The organism is Candidatus Bartonella washoeensis Sb944nv (assembly GCF_000278135.1).
Taxonomy (GTDB): Bacteria; Pseudomonadota; Alphaproteobacteria; order Rhizobiales; family Rhizobiaceae; genus Bartonella; species Bartonella washoeensis.
Genome location: NZ_JH725022.1, coordinates 481480 through 499231 on the forward strand (window position 1 = coordinate 481480; position 17752 = coordinate 499231).

The 17752-nt window shown below is 37.3% G+C and carries 14 protein-coding genes; 7 read left to right on the forward strand and 7 right to left on the reverse strand.

The genetic code is table 11. The features are described 5' to 3' along the window. The first annotated feature begins 164 nt into the window (after window positions 1–164). The 6 genes from bamA to lpxB all read left to right on the forward strand — a co-directional run bounded on the left by bamA (window position 165) and on the right by lpxB (window position 7047). Entirely contained in the window at window positions 165–2561 is a 2397-nt protein-coding gene (gene bamA / locus MCQ_RS02065) for an outer membrane protein assembly factor BamA (protein ID WP_006923235.1), read from the forward strand. Window positions 2562–2627: 66 nt separating this feature from the next. After that, the gene (lpxD, locus tag MCQ_RS02070; protein ID WP_035007777.1) at window positions 2628–3674 is read left to right on the forward strand and encodes a UDP-3-O-(3-hydroxymyristoyl)glucosamine N-acyltransferase; all 1047 of its coding nucleotides are present in this window, start codon (window positions 2628–2630) and stop codon (window positions 3672–3674) included. Window position 3675: 1 nt separating this feature from the next. Next, window positions 3676–4143, forward strand: coding sequence for a 3-hydroxyacyl-ACP dehydratase FabZ (gene fabZ, locus MCQ_RS02075; RefSeq protein WP_006923238.1), 468 nt, complete (start codon window positions 3676–3678; stop codon window positions 4141–4143). 22 nt (window positions 4144–4165) lie between these two features. Then, complete coding sequence (lpxA, locus tag MCQ_RS02080) at window positions 4166–4990, forward strand: acyl-ACP--UDP-N-acetylglucosamine O-acyltransferase (RefSeq protein WP_006923239.1); 825 nt, start codon at window positions 4166–4168, stop codon at window positions 4988–4990. A 1-nt stretch (window position 4991) separates the two neighbouring features. Further along, a complete protein-coding gene (locus tag MCQ_RS02085; protein WP_006923240.1) occupies window positions 4992–5864 on the forward strand; it encodes an LpxI family protein in 873 nt (290 codons plus the stop codon). Next, window positions 5857–7047: a lipid-A-disaccharide synthase gene (lpxB, locus tag MCQ_RS02090; RefSeq protein WP_006923241.1), complete on the forward strand. Its 1191-nt coding sequence runs from the start codon at window positions 5857–5859 to the stop codon at window positions 7045–7047. Before MCQ_RS02085 ends, lpxB begins: the two co-directional genes overlap by 8 nt. 14 nt (window positions 7048–7061) lie before the next feature. Here the strand turns inward: lpxB and MCQ_RS02095 are convergent, their stop codons facing one another. The 7 genes from MCQ_RS02095 to gltX form a co-directional block, all read right to left on the reverse strand. Beyond that, window positions 7062–7835 carry an amino acid ABC transporter ATP-binding protein gene (locus MCQ_RS02095; protein ID WP_006923242.1) on the reverse strand — a complete coding sequence of 258 codons (774 nt, stop codon included), beginning with the start codon at window positions 7833–7835 and terminating at the stop codon, window positions 7062–7064. A gap of 77 nt (window positions 7836–7912) precedes the next feature. After that, entirely contained in the window at window positions 7913–8620 is a 708-nt protein-coding gene (locus MCQ_RS02100) for an ABC transporter permease (RefSeq protein ID WP_006923243.1), read from the reverse strand. Continuing rightward, on the reverse strand, window positions 8620–9339 hold the full coding sequence (locus tag MCQ_RS02105) for an ABC transporter permease (protein ID WP_006923244.1): 720 nt from the start codon (window positions 9337–9339) through the stop codon (window positions 8620–8622). Before MCQ_RS02105 ends, MCQ_RS02100 begins: the two co-directional genes overlap by 1 nt. 76 nt (window positions 9340–9415) lie before the next feature. Then, the gene (locus MCQ_RS02110) at window positions 9416–10168 is read right to left on the reverse strand and encodes a transporter substrate-binding domain-containing protein (RefSeq protein ID WP_006923245.1); all 753 of its coding nucleotides are present in this window, start codon (window positions 10166–10168) and stop codon (window positions 9416–9418) included. A gap of 429 nt (window positions 10169–10597) precedes the next feature. Next, window positions 10598–11350 carry a transporter substrate-binding domain-containing protein gene (locus MCQ_RS02115; RefSeq protein WP_006923246.1) on the reverse strand — a complete coding sequence of 251 codons (753 nt, stop codon included), beginning with the start codon at window positions 11348–11350 and terminating at the stop codon, window positions 10598–10600. A gap of 713 nt (window positions 11351–12063) precedes the next feature. Then, window positions 12064–13359 carry a citrate synthase gene (gene gltA, locus MCQ_RS02120; RefSeq protein ID WP_006923247.1) on the reverse strand — a complete coding sequence of 432 codons (1296 nt, stop codon included), beginning with the start codon at window positions 13357–13359 and terminating at the stop codon, window positions 12064–12066. A 264-nt stretch (window positions 13360–13623) separates the two neighbouring features. Beyond that, entirely contained in the window at window positions 13624–15051 is a 1428-nt protein-coding gene (gene gltX / locus MCQ_RS02125; RefSeq protein WP_006923249.1) for a glutamate--tRNA ligase, read from the reverse strand. A gap of 116 nt (window positions 15052–15167) precedes the next feature. Here gltX and MCQ_RS02130 point away from each other — a divergent pair, with 116 nt between their 5' ends. Further along, window positions 15168–17435: a ComEC/Rec2 family competence protein gene (locus MCQ_RS02130; protein ID WP_006923250.1), complete on the forward strand. Its 2268-nt coding sequence runs from the start codon at window positions 15168–15170 to the stop codon at window positions 17433–17435. The last annotated feature ends 317 nt before the right edge of the window (window positions 17436–17752 follow it).

Genomic DNA, 17752 nt, shown 5'->3' on the forward strand with positions numbered 1-17752 from the left:
AATATAAATTAAAAGTCGTTTACCATATCCACAAAATATTGTGGCATCGTGCGCTATAATTAGTAATTAAGGGATGAAAAATTTCGCTGTGAATATAAAGAGTTGTTATGGCGGTTAGTTTTTGAGGCGTTATGTCCAGGGAATAAAGTAAGGTAAAAAAGCCAATGACTACGAATTCAAAGTTTTTAAATGCAGCATCTGTATTGGTTTTAGGTATGGGGTTATTTGCTCCAACAGCAGCCTTTATGTCAATTGCGATGGTTGAAGAAGCGCAAGCATCTGTAGTCCATTCTATTGAGGTTCGCGGAAATAAATTTGTAAGTGCTCAGGCAATTAGAGACAATATGGACATTAAAATTGGAAAGAGTTTTTCCAGTGGACATATCGATTCTGCTGTGAAGCGTCTTTATGGATTAGGTTTATTTTATGATGTTAAAATAAATCAGGTCGGTAATAAACTGGTTGTGTTTGTCAAAGAATATGAGGTCGTCAATCAGGTATTGTTTCAAGGAAATAAATCTCTTAAAGATCCTGATCTTAAACGGTTTATTTCTCTAAAACCGAATGAGCCTTTCAATTCTGCTAAGCTTTCGGCTGATGTTAATGTGATTCGTGAAGCTTATAAAACTGTTGGTCGTAATAATGTAGCGGTTAAAGTTCAAACTATTAACTTGGGAAAAGGGCGTGTAAATGTGGTCTTTAATGTTGTTGAAGGCCGGAAGACAAAGATTAGCAATATCACTTTTAAGGGGAACAATGCTTTTGGAAGTCGCCGTTTGCGTGATGTGATTTCAACAAAGCCTTCGGGAATACTTTCGTTTTTGTTGAGGGGTGATGTTTATACTGAAGAACGTTTGGCTGCTGATGAAGAAGCGCTCCGTCGTTTTTATTATAATCGTGGTTATGCGGATTTTCGTGTCATTTCCTCTAAAGCAGTTTTTGATGAAGCGCAGAATGCATATAAAATTGATTTCGTTCTTGATGAGGGCGTACGCTATAAAATTGGTGATGTTCAGGTTGAAAGTGATATCGATGGTATTGATCTCCAATCTATAAAAGGGATGCTTAAAACTCGTTCAGGCGATATTTATAGTGCAGAGAACATTGAACAGTCTGTTGCAATTATCAATAATAAAGCCGCTGATTCAGGATATGTTTTTGCTAAAGTTGAGCCACGTGGGAATCGTGATTTGGCAAATCATACAATTTCAATTTTGTATAACATTGAGCAAGGTCCGCGGGCTTATGTTCAACGTATTGAAATACGTGGCAATGAAAAGACACGTGATTATGTCATTCGCCGTGAGATTGATTTAAATGAAGGAGATGCTTACAATCAGACCTTAGTGCAGCGGGCAAAACGTCGTCTAGAAAATTTAGGTTTTTTTAAAGCCGTTAATATTTCAATGATTCCGACGGATCAGTCTGATCAGATCGTCTTGGTTATAGATGTAGTTGAATCCCCAACAGGAGATCTTTCTTTTTCTGGAGGGTATACAACCGGTGGTACAAGCCCTGGTATGTCACTTGAGGTATCTGTTACCGAGCGTAATCTTGGTGGACGGGGTCAGTATGTTCGTTTAAGCTTAGGTGCTGGGCAAGAAAAGTCTCGTAATTACAATTTATCATTTGTTGATCCTTATTTCTTGGGTTACCGTTTATCCGCTGGTGTTGATGTTTTTCGCAGTACTTACCGTGCCGATAAAGCATATGATGTACGGCAGACAGGTGGATCACTTAGGTTTGGGTTGCCTATTAATGATCAGTTATCTGCTAATTTAGCTTATTCTTATGTGCAGGAAGAATATGATTTTGGTAAAGAATATGATTTAGGCAAAGAGAGTGATATAAAAGAATTATATGGAAAATATTCTGGTGCAATTGTTCAGGCGGCACAGCATAGCCCTTGGAAGCGTTCATCAATTAGTTATGGTCTGACTTATAATACTATTGACGATATGAGAAATCCGCATGATGGATGGTATGTGCGTATTCTTCAGGAATATGCAGGACTTGGTGGAAATGCGAAGTTCTTGAAGACAACTGGTAAAGCGATGATGTATAAGACGCTTTCTGATCGGATGGATCTTGTCGGTTTACTTTCTTTTGGTGGTGGTTATATCCACGGAATAGGCCGAGAGGGTGTTCGTATCTTCGATATGTTTAAAGCAAACTCTGATATGATCCGAGGTTTCAAATACAATGGAATAGGTCCGCGTCAGGTTTCCAATAAAGGTGAGGTTTATTTCTTAGGGGGAACGACGTATATGAATGCAACTGCTGAAGTACAATTTCCTATACCTGTTGTGCCTGAGGGGTTAGGGTTCCGTGGTGCTTTGTTTGCGGATGTTGTAACTCTGTATGGCAATAATTATAAACCTGCTTTTCAGGGTGAAGCGCCTGTTACAAATGTCAAAAGTGCATGGCGTTCATCTGCAGGTGTTAGTTTGATGTGGGATTCACCATTTGGTCCGCTGCGTTTTGATTATGCTTGGCCAATAAGTAAGCAGGTAGGTGATAGTGTGCAGAAATTGAACTTTGGTATTTCTACTAAGTTCTGATTTCAAGTTTCTCTAAAAGGAAAAGCTTTGAAGAGAATGGGGGAGGCTGGGAGAGAAAGTGTTTTGATGGCGGATACGTTTTTTTTTACGCCGTCCCGGCGATTGACAGTTGCTAATGTTGCTGAGTTGACAGGTGCAAAACTTCTTAATCCAGAGTTTTCTAACACAGTTATAAACACTCTTTCTTCTCTTGAAAGCGCTGGAGAAGGTTCTCTTGTCTTTGTGGAGCATCGCAAGTTTTCTGATGCTCTCTTAGGAAGTCCCGCTGTAGCAGTTTTTTGTACAAATGAAATTGTTTTTAAAGTCCCTGAATCTATGGCAATTTTGGTGACGTCCACGCCGCAGCGTGATTTTGCTCAAATTGGTCGCATCTTATTTCCTGATTCTGTCAAGCCGATGCCTTGGTTTGGAAAGAGAGGGATCTCTCCGCATGCGCATATTCATCCAAGTGCTAAATTAGCGCACGATGTGTGTATTGAAGCGGGAGCTGTTATTGGTAGAAATGTTGAAATTGGTTCAGGGTCTCTTATTTCATCGACTGCTGTTATCGGTGAAAATTGTCATATTGGGCGTGACTGTTATATTGCTCCTAAGGTAACAGTTCAGTATTCTTTGATAGGTGACAGGGTTCACCTTTATCCTGGTGCTTGCATTGGACAAGACGGTTTCGGTTATGTTGGCAGTGCTTCTGGAATTGAAAAAGTTCCACAGATTGGTCGTGTTATAATCGAGGATGGTGTAGAAATTGGTGCAAATACAACAATTGATCGTGGGACATTTGAAGATACTATTATTGGTGAAGGGAGCAAAATTGATAATTTAGTGCAGATTGCCCATAATGTGAAGATTGGTCGTTATTGCCTTATTGCTGCTCAGTGTGGAATTGCTGGAAGTACATCCATAGGTGATATGTCTCAGCTTGGCGGGAGTGTCGGAGTAGCAGATCATATTATAATAGGTAAATATGTTCAAATTGCTGCTGGTAGCGGCGTTATGAATGATATCCCGGATGGTGAAAAATGGGGAGGTAGTCCAGCGCGACCATTCAAACAGTGGTTTCGTGAAGTAGCGGCGTTGCGTAATATTGGCAAAGTCAAAAAGGAAAAACGCTAATATGGTTAGCATAGAAGAAACGAAAAGTTTAGAGGCTGTAGATATTGAAAAATTGCTATCAATATTACCGCATCGTTATCCGTTTTTATTGATTGATCGCATAATTGAAATTGATGGTGAGCAAAAAGCCATTGGTATTAAAAATATAACAATTAATGAGCCGCATTTTATGGGACATTTCCCTGCAAAACCGGTTATGCCTGGGGTTTTAATTTTAGAAGCGATGGCGCAAACAGCAGGAGCAATTTCACTTCTAACATTAGGGTATAAGAAAGCGAATTTAGTTTATCTCATGACTGTTGATAATGCGAAATTCCGTAAGCCGGTTGTCCCAGGTGATCAGCTAAGGATACATGTGCGGCTTTTAAAAAAGAGGTCTGGTATGCGGCGTTTTTCATGTATTGCAAAAGTAGAGGATGTCCGCATCGCTGAAGCGGAAATTGCTGCGATGATTATTGAAGAAGAGTAAACGATATTGATGGGGATTTAAAATGTCCGGTACGAGAATCCATCCAACTGCTCTTGTAGAGAAAGGGGCGCAGCTTGGTGAGAATGTACAAGTTGGACCGTTTTGTTATGTTGGTTCAGAGGCTATTATTGGTGATGAATGCAGTTTGATGAGTCATGTTGTGATAATGGGGAAGACAAGGTTAGGAGCCAATAGTAAAGTATTTTCACATGCAGTTTTGGGAGCAGATCCACAAAATAATAAACATAAGGGAGGAGAGACAACTCTTTCGATTGGTAAAAATTGCACGATTCGTGAAGGCGTAACAATGCATAGAGGCTCAGATTCGAGTGTGGGAATGACGATTGTTGGTGAGGATTGCCAATTTTTTTGTTATGCGCATGTTGCTCATGATTGCCACGTAGGGGATCATGTAACATTTGCGAATAATGTAATGATTGCTGGTCATGTTACTATTGGTGATTATGTCATTATTGGTGGTGGTTCTGCTGTTCATCAATTTGTTCGTGTTGGGCATCATGCATTTATCGGTGGTGTATCTGCACTGGTTGGCGATCTAATTCCCTACGGGACAGCTGTTGGTGTGCAGGCAAAACTTGCTGGTTTAAATATTATCGGCATGAAACGTGCAGGACTTGAGCGTAAAGATATTCATGCACTACGCCATGCAGTTGCCATGCTTTTTGATCGTAGTAAACCTTTTAAAGAGCGTATAAGTGATGTTTCTTCTTTCTATTCTACTTCTCAATCTGTTCTGGATGTCGTTAATTTTATTAAGGAAGAAGGAAAACGTTTTTATTGTACACCTAAATTTGAGGATGACAGGATAAAAGCAAATAAGGATTAGAATGTCTGTTTGGGATGCTAGAAATCTTTTTTCTGGTCGCACTGCTATCATAGCGGGAAACGGTATTTTGCCTATCACTGTGGCTCAAGCACTTGAGAGACATGGACAGAATCCTTTTCTTGTTCTTTTACGTGATGAGGCAGATGCTGTGCTTCATCGCTATGAGCATTGTGAGTTGTCAATTGTAGAATTAGCGCGGCTCATTAAAATCTTAAAAGCAGCGGAAATTCGTAATATCGTTTTGGCGGGTGGTGTGAAAAAACGGCCTCTTCTTAGGCAATTGCAACCAGATTGGACGACCTTTTTAGCTTTACCCAAGATACTCGGGGCTTTAGCAAAAGGTGATGATGCTTTATTGAAGGCTTTTATAAGGATTGTTGAAGCGCATGGTTTTTGTGTTATTGGTGTCCATGAAATAGTGCCAGACCTCTTAGCTCCAACGAAATTTGATTTAACAGTGCGGCGTGCTATGCGAAAAGAGAAAAAAGATATTTTATTAGCAGCTAAAGCAGTAAAGCTTTTAGGTCAATTAGATATTGGGCAAGCAGCTGTTGCTATAAATGGAAGGGTGGTTGCGGTAGAGGGTGCAGAGGGAACTGATAATATGCTGTGGCGGGTTTGTGAAATGAGGGAAAGACAGCAAATCCCGCCTAAAGGTGGTGTTCTTGTTAAATGTACAAAACCACAACAAGATCATCGTGTTGATTTGCCATCAATTGGACCTGCGACGATAGTAAATGCTGCAAAGAGTGGATTGTCTGGTATTGCTGTGGAAGCGAATAGAAGTCTAATATTAGCAGCAAAAGCAACAATAGAAAAAGCCAACAAATATTCACTTTTTATAGAAACATTTGAAAAATCTGATTATGAGTGATTGTTCCTTAAAAATTGCTGTTGTTGCAAGTGAGGAGTCCGGTGATTTTCTTGGAGCCGATTTGATTGCTTGTTTATCAGAACAAACAGGATGTAATATTCAACTAATTGGTGTTGGTGGAAGGCGCCTACAGTCATTGGGTTTAAAAAGCATTTTTGATCCCAATGATATTGCTTTAATAGGGTTAGGTGCAGTGTTAAAAAAATTGCCATCATTATTAGCACATATTCGTAATTTGTCCAAATTTATTGCACGAGAACAACCTGATTGTCTCATTATTATTGATAGTCCTGATTTTACCCATCGTGTTGCAAAAAAAGTACGTATTTTAGCGCCTTCTATTCCTATCATTAAATACGTTGCTCCAACTGTTTGGGCATGGCGTCCAGAACGTGCTAAAGCTATGCGCAAATTCGTCGACCATGTTTTGGCGGTTTTCCCTTTTGAAGAAAAAATTATGAAAGATTTGGATGGTCCTTCCACTACTTATGTTGGACATCGTCTTTTAACTTATCCTCCGCTTTTGGCTGTTCAATCAGAAAAAAAACAGCCGTGTAGCAAACAGAAACGATCGTTCACAGTGCTTATTTTACCAGGATCTCGTAATTTAGAAATTTGCTCTTTAATGCCCATTTTTGGAGAAGTGGTAAAGATTCTTACTCAACGGATTCCTAATTTACGTATTATTTTACCAACATTGCCGCATTTAATGAATAAAGTTCGTTGTTTTGTACAGGGGTGGAGAAGTAAAGTAGAAATTGTTGTTGGCGAAGATGCAAAATGGCGTTCTTTTGCGGATGCAGATGTGGCACTTGCAGCATCTGGAACGGTTTCACTTGAATTGGCATTAGCAAAAATTCCAATGGTCCTTTGTTATAAACTTGATCGTTTTTCTCAATTCTTTATTTTTCCTAAAATAATGTTATGGAGCGCTGCTCTTCCGAATATTATTTCTGATAAGCCTATTGTACCAGAATATTTTAATGAATTTCTACGACCTGGTATGTTAGCAAGGCAGATAGAACAACTTTTGCGTAATCCTTTATTGCGACAGGCACAACTTGAGGCTTTTGAGATGATGGAACAAAAAATGAAGACTGAAGTACCATCTAGGGAGATTGCAGCTCGAACGATTATCACCCTTTTGAAAGAAAAATCAAGACACTTGGGATTGTGTAGGTGAAACAATATTGATGATTAGTGTTTAATTTTAGCAAGAAAATCACGAGCACGTTGACTTTTAGGATTGGTAAAAAATTCGTCAGATTCTATATCTTCAATAATTCTCCCATTTTCGAAAAAGAGAATTCTTTCTGAAACTTCGCGAGCAAAAGCCATTTCATGGGTGACACAGAGCATTGTTATGCCTGTATTTGCCAATTGAACCATAACTTCTAAAACTTCTCCGACGCTTTCTGGATCAAGAGCGGACGTTGGTTCATCAAAAAGCATTACTTCAGGTTCCATACAAAGTGCACGGGCAATTGCAACACGCTGTTGTTGCCCGCCAGAGAGTTGTAAAGGGTATTTGTTACAGTGTTGTTCAATTCCAACATCAGTAAGATAACGAATTGCTCGTTCTTTTGCTTGTTTTTTAGAAAGCCCTTGAACTGCCATAGGTGCTAAAATGCAATTTTGTATAACGTTCATATGAGGAAACAAATTGAAGTTCTGAAAGACCATTCCTATTTTACGTAGGACATTCTTTTGCTGGTATAGAGGGGAAGCATGAATATCAATATTATGGATGCAAATTGAACCTTTTTGTGCTTTTTCCAATTGATTAATACAACGAATCAAAGTTGATTTTCCTGATCCGGAAGGACCACAGATAACGATTCGTTCGCCAGCTTTAACCTCGAAGTTAATATCGTAAAGGACTTGAAAATCTCCGTACCATTTATTTAAATTCCGAATAGAAATCACGGAATTTTTAGCGGTATGCGCAGATTGATTATTTTCCAAATTCATCTTGTTGTATTCTTTCATTGATAAATAAATTGATTAATTTAAAATTTTGATTTGGTAGAGGTTTTTGTGCTCTTTATTTACCGTAGATATCTGGTTAAACGATATTCGATAAAAATAATAAAACGATTAATAAGCTCAACGATAAGAAGATAGATAAGAGCAGCCCAAACATAAACTTGAAAATCGAATGTACGTGAATAAGTTAGCTTAGCAATTCCCATTAAATCATAAACAGTAATGAGTGAGGCAATAGCACTGGATTTAATCATTAAAATAACTTCGTTTCCCAAAGGGCGTAATGCTACGACCATGGCTTGCGGAAGAATAACTCTAAAAAATGTTGTAGAACTGCTCAATCCTAATGCTTTTGATGCTTCACGTTGTCCGGTTGTTACAGATAGAAAACTTCCTTTAAAAATTTCAGATTGATAGGCAGCAGAATTGAGTGCAAAAATGAAAAGACAACAATACCACGCATTTTGAAAAAACCACCACAAACCAACCTGTTGCCAGAAGTCATTCATTGAACCAAGGCCATAATAAAAAAGAAAAAGCTGTGCTAATAAAGGAGAGCCGCGGAAAAAATAGACATAAATTTCTGCAAAATATCGTACAAATTTATTATTTGATAAGCGTGCAAACGCAATAAGCATACCAAGAAAAAAACCAATGGAGCAAGCAATAGAAACAAGCTCAACAGTAACAATAAAGCCCTCAATAAATTTAGGCCCATAACGGTTTAAAAGAGCAGGATTAAAAAGGAAATAAAGCCACTCAGGAATCATCAACTCAACACCTTTCGATATCCTGCTTGAGTATATATTTCTAGAGTGCGCAAGATTGCAGAAAAGAACGCTGAAAATAACAAATAGAGTAAGCATGCCACAAGATAAAAAAGCATAGGTTTATCGGTGGCTGCGACTGCTAAGTTCGTTTGTCTCATAAGATCAACAAGTGAAATAGTTGATACGAGAGATGTATCTTTAAGTAAGGTAAGCCAATTATTAGAAAGCCCTGGCAAAGCATTTTGAATGAGTTGAGGAAAGACAATACGAAAAAATGTAGTTGAGCGTGAAAGCCCTAGAGCTTTAGCCGCTTCATATTGGCCTTTATCAAAAATGTTGAATGCTCCAAGCCAAACTTCACAAGAAAAGGCAGCAAGAACCATACTAAGTGCAAGAACGCCAGCAACAAAAGCATTAATATTGAACATTATTTCAATATTAAAATAATCAAAAACAATTTGAATAATATTTTGTAATCCATAGTAAACTAAAAATAAGGTTAAAAGCTCCGGTAACCCACGAAACACCGATGAAAAGAGAGACGCTATAGCTTTGGCTATTTTGATATCCGATCGAATCATCACAGCAGCTAGAAGACCTAAAGGAAGTCCCAAGAGCCCACAGCACAAAGCCAATGATAACGTTATTCCCGCACTAGAAAGTATAACGATACCCCACCGACCATTGCTAAATGATAGCAATGCTAAATCTTCAATCATTCTTGCATTCCTCATAAAGAATTAGATAATGTTTTTAGTAATAAACAGTTTGTCAAATTTGAGATCAGAGTGATATTTAATAAATATCAACTGTAAAATATTTTTTCATAATTTTATCATACGTTCCATCCAAACGGATTTCTTTTATTGCTTCATTGAATTTTTTTTTAAGATCATTATTATTTTTCCGTATTGCAATTGCAATGGGAAGTTTTGTCTCTTCTAGAGTTCCTAGAAGCTGGCAGCAATCTTTGCCTTCATTTTTGAGCCAGTTTAATGCTTGCAGTTTATCAACGATAACGACATCAACGCGACGGCTTAAAAGATCGCGATTAACTTCTATTGTTGTAGGATAAAGTTTTATATTTACTCCTTCAGAAGCATAATGATCTTCTGCGTATGCGGCTTGTGTTGTATTGGATTGCACACCAAGATTTTTACCTTTAAAGGCTTTTGCTGAGATCTCTTTAATTTCTGCATCTTTAGTAACAATAACAGCGAGTGCTGTGCTATAATAGGGATCTGTAAAGTCAATCTTTTGCATGCGCTCTTTCGTGAGAGCAAGAGAAGCAATGATCGCATCGTATTTTTGGGAAAGAAGACCAAGAATCATTCCCTCAAAGTCTTGAGTGTTGATAGTACACTCGACATTCATTTTTTTACAAAGTGCATAAGATATATCAATATCAAATCCTTTGAGTTCGTTATTTGAATCAATATAACTAAACGGAGGGTAGGAGCCTTCACTAGCAATTTTTAGCGTTTGAGCATTGGCAGATTTGGTGAACAATGCTACGCTTATTATAAGAGCTGTTGCTAGTAATTTCATTCTGTCCTCCTGTTGAATAAGCGGAAAAATATGAGATTGTCATGTATTTTATAATCTGTAAGTTTTTCAGGGAGCAATGCAAAAATTTATGAGTGTTTATTTTGATACTGTAATGATGAACACCTTTTTATTAATGTAATTATGACAAACGTAAAAAAATCTCTCTCTCATTGCTCATATTATAGATTTTTTTTCATGAGATGATTTATCTTGAGCATTTCATTCAAAAAAAAATCAAATATTTAGCGTTAAAAAAGACTATTCAATTTAAGTACGAAGAAGGTTTTAGATATCAAGAATACAAAAACAAAAAACTGTTATCATCATTGCTCTTATAAAAAAACCATATCCATATAATGAGGTACATATAAGAATTAAAATTTAAATAGGAATATTATTTAGAAATAAACAGTCCGTCTAATTTGATATTTAATAAATATCAACTGTAAAATATTTTTTCATAATTTTATCATACGTTCCATCCAAACGGATTCCTTTTATTGCTTCATTAAATTTATTTTTAAGGTCATTATTATTTTTACGTATTGCAATCGCAATAGGAAATTTGGTCTCTTCCAGAGTTCCTAGAAGTTTGCAGCAATCTTTTCCTTCATTTTCAAGCCAGTTTAGAGCTTGTATTTTATCAACAATAACGACATCAAGTCGACGGCTCAAAAGATCACGATTTACTTCTATTATTGTAGGATAGAGTTTAATATTTGCTCCTTCAGAAGCATAACGGTCTTCTGCGTATGCAGCTTGTGTTGTATTGGATTGGACGCCAAGATTTTTACCTTTAAATGCTTCTGCTGAGATCTCTTTAATTTCTGAATCTTTAGTAACAATGACAGCGAGTGCTGTGTTATAATAGGGATCTGTAAAGTCAATCTTTTGTAAGCGCTCTTGTGTAGGTGCAAGGGAAGAAATGATCGCATCGTATTTTTTTGCAAGAAGACCGGGAATCATTCCTTCAAAGTTTTGAGTGATGAAAGTACACTCGACATTCATTTTTTTACAAAGTGCATAAGATATATCAATATCAAAACCTTGGAGTTTATTATTTGAGTCAATGTAACTAAATGGAGGGTAAGAAGCGTCACTTGCAATTTTTAGCATTTGAGCATTGGCAGATTGGGTGAACAGTGTTGTGCTTATTATAAGAGCTATTTTTAATAATTTCATTCTGTTCTCCTGTTGAATAAGCGCAAAAACGTGAGATTGTCATAAATTTTATAATATTTAAGTTCTTTGGGAGCAATCCAAAAATCTATGAGTGTCTATTTTGCTATCATTACAAGAACATGAGTATCAAAGAAATATTCTGTTTTTATTAAATATATGAGTATGATGAACACAGAAAAAAATAAATATCTTGAATATACCGTAGATTGTTTGCAGAAAATGTTCCGTCTTTTCTATCGTATTCATGAAATTTAAAAATTTGTTCTTTTGACGGATACGCAAATTTTACTTGTAAAAAGAAGTATATCACCAATAAAAGGTTCTACCGAAGGTGTCTACTAATAGCCATACAAGGACCTTTCCTAGAATGCCTCATTATTTTGCGTAAAAAAACTTTAAGAGTGTGTCTCATCTTTTCACAAAATCTATAGAAGAGAGGGATAAAAGATATCAGGTGTATAGTTTCAAAATAGCACTTTGATTCCTTCTTTGCAAGGTTTTTGGAGAGGGGAGATTAGAGAGAAAAATTCTTATCATCGTTTAGTTTCTTTATGCGATAATGATTCTAAATTTGACATCAAATTATGAGAAATATGTTTAGATAGAATCATTGATCAAAGTTTATAAAAATACTGTTACTATAGAGCTATTTCATTATTCACAATAAAGCTTCAGTAAGATAAATTGAAATTTACTGATTGGTTGTTTATTTTTTAATTCATACGCTTATCTATAGGGACATATTCACGCGCTGCATAGCCTGTATAGAGTTGGCGTGGTCGACCAATTTTTTGCGCGGAATCCTCAATCATTTCTTTCCATTGTGCGACCCATCCGACACTGCGTGCTAATGCAAAAAGAACAGTAAACATTTCAGTTGGAAAGCCTAAAGCTTTTAGTGTAATGCCAGAATAGAAATCAACATTCGGATAAAGTCTTTTTTCAACAAAATATTCATCATTCAGGGCAATATTTTCAAGTTCTATAGCAATATCAAGAAGTGGATCATCTTGAATATTCAGTTCTTTTAAAACCTCATGGCAGGTTTGTTGCATGATTTTTGCGCGTGGATCATAATTTTTATAGACTCGATGACCAAACCCCATAAGACGGAAAGGATCATTTTTATCTTTTGCACGAGCAATGAATTCAGGAATTCTTTTGACGGAACCTATTTCTTGTAACATTTTTAGGCATGCTTCATTGGCTCCACCATGAGCTGGTCCCCAAAGGCATGCAACACCTGCTGCGATGCATGCAAATGGATTAGCTCCAGATGACCCAGCAAGACGTACAGTGGATGTAGAAGCATTTTGTTCATGATCTGCATGGAGAATAAAGATTCGATCCATAGCTCGAGTAAGCACTGGATTGATTTTATATTCTTCACAAGGAACAGAAAAACACATACGCAGGAAATTGGCAGCATAACTCAAATCATTTCGCGGATAAACGAATGCCTGCCCAATACTATATTTATACGCCATAGCGGCAAGAGTTGGAACCTTTGAAATGAGACGAATAGAAGCGATCATTCTCTGTTGAGGATCTGTAATATCAATGGAGTCGTGATAGAATGCCGACATAGCTCCAAGACATGCAACCATGACGGCCATAGGATGCGAGTCACGACGGAACCCTTGGAAGAATCGCGCAAACTGCTCATGTACCATTGTGTGTTGCATAATACGACGGTCAAAATCGATTTTTTCTTGTTTTGTTGGCAGTTCACCATAAAGTAAAAGATAGCAGCTTTCGAGAAAATCTCCTTTTTGAGCCAGTTGGTCGATAGGATAACCACGATAAAGCAATATTCCTTTATCACCATCAATATAAGTAATTTTTGATTCACAAGAGGCAGTTGAGGTAAAACCAGGATCATAAGTAAAAGTATCTGTTTCTTTATAGAGAGAAGCAATTTCAATGACATCTGGACCTATAGTGCCTTTACGCACAGGTAGTTCTATTTCTTTACCATTCAGGGTAATATGTGCTTTATTCTCAGACATTAGATATTCCTTTCAGATCCTTCGCACTAAAAATCAAGATGCCGCTTCATCAGATAGGCAGGTATGTAACGGAAGCTTTTTCTAACTATGTTGAGGATAGATTTACTCTAAAAGTTGGCTCATGCAATCTAAAAATATTTTTTATTTGTAATTTTACCAAATATGTAGTTCGACTACTTAAGAGAGAAAATGGCTTCAATTTGCGTCGAGGCATCTGTCTTTAAATAGCCATTTCTAAAATCTACTTAGCCTAGGTATATATATTTAAACTGCAGTTTTGACAAGTTGGTCATTGATACGGTTGAGAGATTCATCGCGTCCCAATAAAACCAAAACATCAAAAACTCCTGGTGATGTTGCACGTCCTGTGAGAGCAGCCCGAAGTGGTTGGGCAACAGCTCCCAATTTTAGATCTTGTGTCTGTGCATAATATCGAAGAGTTTCATCCAACGTTTTTGCATCCCAATTGGGGCAGGCTTTTAGGATAAGATAGATACCTTCTAAGAAGGTTTGTCCATTTTGGGCTAAGATGCTTTGCGCTTTTTCATCAAGAGGTAACGGCCGTTGCCTAAAAATGAAGGAGGCATTGTCAATGAGTTCACAGAGTGTTTTAGAACGTTCTTTTAAATGTGGTATAGCTGCTAAAAATTGATCACGACGCTGTTGATCAAGCCTTTTAATTATTTCTAATCCACCTTCAATTTCTGGCAAAATGTTAAGAGCAGCATCAAAAAGATCTTGATCTGAACTCATACGTATATAATGTCCATTGATGGCATCGAGTTTTTTGAAATCAAAACGAGCCGCACCTTTATTGATATCATCAATATCAAACCAAGAAATCATATCTTCGATTGAAATTAATTCGTCATCACCATGGCTCCAACCTAGACGAACGAGGTAATTGCGCAAAGCAGCAGGAAGATATCCCATTGCCCGATAGGCATTAACACCTAATGCGCCATGGCGTTTTGATAATTTTGCACCGTTTTCACCATGGATAAGTGGAATATGTGCCATAACAGGGATATTCCACCCCATTGCATTGAAAATAATTGTTTGACGGGCTGCATTTGTAAGGTGATCATCACCACGTATGACGTGTGTTACTCCCATATCATGATCATCAACGACAACAGCATGCATGTAGGTCGGCGAGCCATCTGAACGCAAAATAATAAAATCATCCAGATCTTTATTGGGGAAGTGAACGTCACCTTGGACTCGATCATGCACAATTGTTTCTCCATCTTGTGGAGCTTTGATACGAATAACAGGTTTGACGCCTTCAGGAGCTTCAGAAATATCACGGTTGCGCCAACGTCCATCATAACGTGGTGGACGGCCTTCTGCGCGTGCATTCTCACGCATTTCAGCTAATTCTTCAGGTGAAGCATAGCAATAGTAAGCTTTGCCGTTTTTTACCAATTGTTCAGCAACTTGCCGATGACGTTCTGCGCGTTCGAATTGCGAAATAGGGACACCATCATAGCTAAGCCCCATCCAGTGTAAGCCATCTATAATAGCTTTTACAGCTACCTCCGTTGAGCGTTCTCGATCTGTATCTTCAATACGGAGAAGCATTTTTCCACCAGTATGTTTTGCATAAAGCCAATTAAAAAGTGCAGTACGGGCACTTCCAATATGAAGAAAGCCAGTGGGGGATGGGGCAAAACGGGTAATGACGGTCACGGATATCTTCCTCTAAGTTAATTAAGACGTTATTATGGAACTTTATGGAAGGCTTATGTTAGCATAGGTAAAAGAGTGTGCAATAGCCGCGTTGCAAGTAAAGTGGGGGGATGCGGATGTTAAATAAAAATAAAGTTAAGGATGATTTATCAAGAAGGGTTTTGTTAGAAAGAAAGAAATTGGATCGGGTATGCCAAGATGCGCTCTCTACTCTTAATGGTATAAAGAATACTAGTTGTAACAAACAAAAGCTTTCTCTATTTAAGCCTTTAAAAAAAGCAATCATTTTTTGCTGGGAGTGGTTGGTAGAGTGCATAAATAGAGAAATTTCTTTAGGACTTCTTTTTTTATTAGTTTTAGTATTTTTTTCCACAGGCATTATTTGTTATTTTAATTTAGAGCGAGAGCCGAGTTGGGAGCAATTTTCTGTACTGGTGAGTATATTCCTTGGAATATTGTACATTTTACGTTTCTATCGGGGAATATGGATTATCACTGGATTGCTGTGTTGTATTATATTAGGCGCTTTAGCTGCAAAAATAGAAACGTGGCGTATATCTACACTAATGTTGAGCCATGATATTGTCACGACCTTAACGGGAAGGATTATTTCTATTGAGTCGATGCAAAGAGGGGGATTTCGTTTAGTTCTAGATATTTTGAGTACAGAAAAGCCAGCATTACGCCATGGACCTCATCGTATTCGTTTATCAGCAAGACACTTGCCATATGGATTAGCGATCGGTGATGGGCTATATGGAAGGGCAAAAATTCGTGCATTATCTGGGCCTGTGCGTCCAGGAGGTTACGATTTTAGTTTTCATAATTATTTTAAAGGAATTGGTGCACAGGGAATTTATTTGGGAAAACCAATCAAAATATCAGTTTCACGGCCTGATACGATATTGGGTAGAGTTCTACAGAAAATTGAAAATTTACGAACGAACATGACTCAAAGAATCAGTATGGCGCTGAACGGCGAAAAAGGGAGTATTGCCGCTGCCCTCATAACAGGACAGCGAGGTGGTATTTCAAATAATGTAAATGAAGCATTACGTATTGCTGGTTTAGCACATATTTTATCAATATCAGGGTTACATATGGCTCTGTTGAGCGGTATGGTTCTTATCAGCATCCGTAGTTTTTTAGCACTTTTTACAGTTTTCTCATCCTATTATTCTGCTAAAAAGTTCGCTGCCATTGCCGCATTAATGACTACAGCTTTTTACTTGCTGTTGTCAGGTGGGGCTGTATCAGCACAAAGAAGTTTTGTGATGATTGCTGTTATGTTGGTTGCTGTATTATGTAATCGTTCTGCTTTAACAATGCGTAATTTCGCTATTGCAGGTTTGATAACTTTAGCTATTACTCCACATGAAATATTAGGCCCCAGCTTTCAAATGTCTTTTTCTGCCACTGCAGCTTTGATTGCTTTTTTTGATTGGTGGAGTGGGCGATTATCTTTTCGTATAAGAAAAACAACACCATTTTATGTTGGAGGTAGAATGGTTCACTTTGCTTTCTTATCGGTGATTTCAACATGCGCATCTTCGCTGGTAGCAGGTGCTTCCAGTGGAGTTTACGCTGCTTATCATTTTTCCAATATTGCACTCCTTAGCATTATCAGCAATGCTTTAGCTTTGCCTGTTATATCAATACTCATCATACCCTTTGGATTAATAGCGGTACTCGCAATGCTTTTGGGTTTTGAATGGTTTCCTTTACAAATTATGGGTTTTGGTATTGCTCTTGTCACAAAAATTGCTTACGCTGTAAAAGCCATTTCTCCTACTTTCAATCCCGGATTCATGCCGTTATCTGCGTTGGTTTTATTTAGTATAGGTTTGGCTGGGCTTACTTTTTGCAAAACATCCATCAGGTTCTTTTTTAGTCTGTTTATTTTAATTGGTGTTTATGCTTGCTTGGCGCACTCTCCTGTACAACTTATTATAGCAGACAATATGAGTGTTGTGGGCGTCATCAATGATAAAAAGCTCTACATTGATCGTTATCATATTTCTCAGTTTACAACATCTATATGGAAAAATTCGTTTCGCGTAAATGAGACGATCAAGCCAACGAAATACGGTCCTTCTTTTAGTGGACAGTTTGTTTGTGATGATCATATTTGTACGTCCTTATTAGAAAATGGATTAAAAGTCATTGTTTTGCACGAAAAAACAGATCAATGTGTAGAGGCAGATGTTGTAATTAAGACATTTGCAATGAGTGATCAAACATGCACAAAGAAGACGCAAATAACATTTACGCCTCAACAATTGTTATTACGAGGAAGCGTCATGATGGCCAAAAACGGAGATATCATTTGGTCTTCTAGGGGGGTCCATAGGCCATGGAATATACACAGGCAGTATTCACAATAAATGCACAATTTATTGGAATCTCTTAATTGCAGGCACAAAAAGAAGAGAAAACGATAGCAACATTTTTTGCTTATACTTCATTTTCTCATAATGCAGGAGGGACATTAATTTTATCAGAACTAACCAATGTTTAACATTCTGAAAAGATAGATGATTTTTCGATATTTCCATCGCTTATAATTTTGTAAATTGAGCATGGAATATACAAAAAATTTTTAAAAGAGCTAAAATTATTAATTATTCTGTTTTATTACTATCATATAAGTTAAAAAAATGTTCTTTCAGCCAAAAGATGGTGAATAAATTTATGATGAATT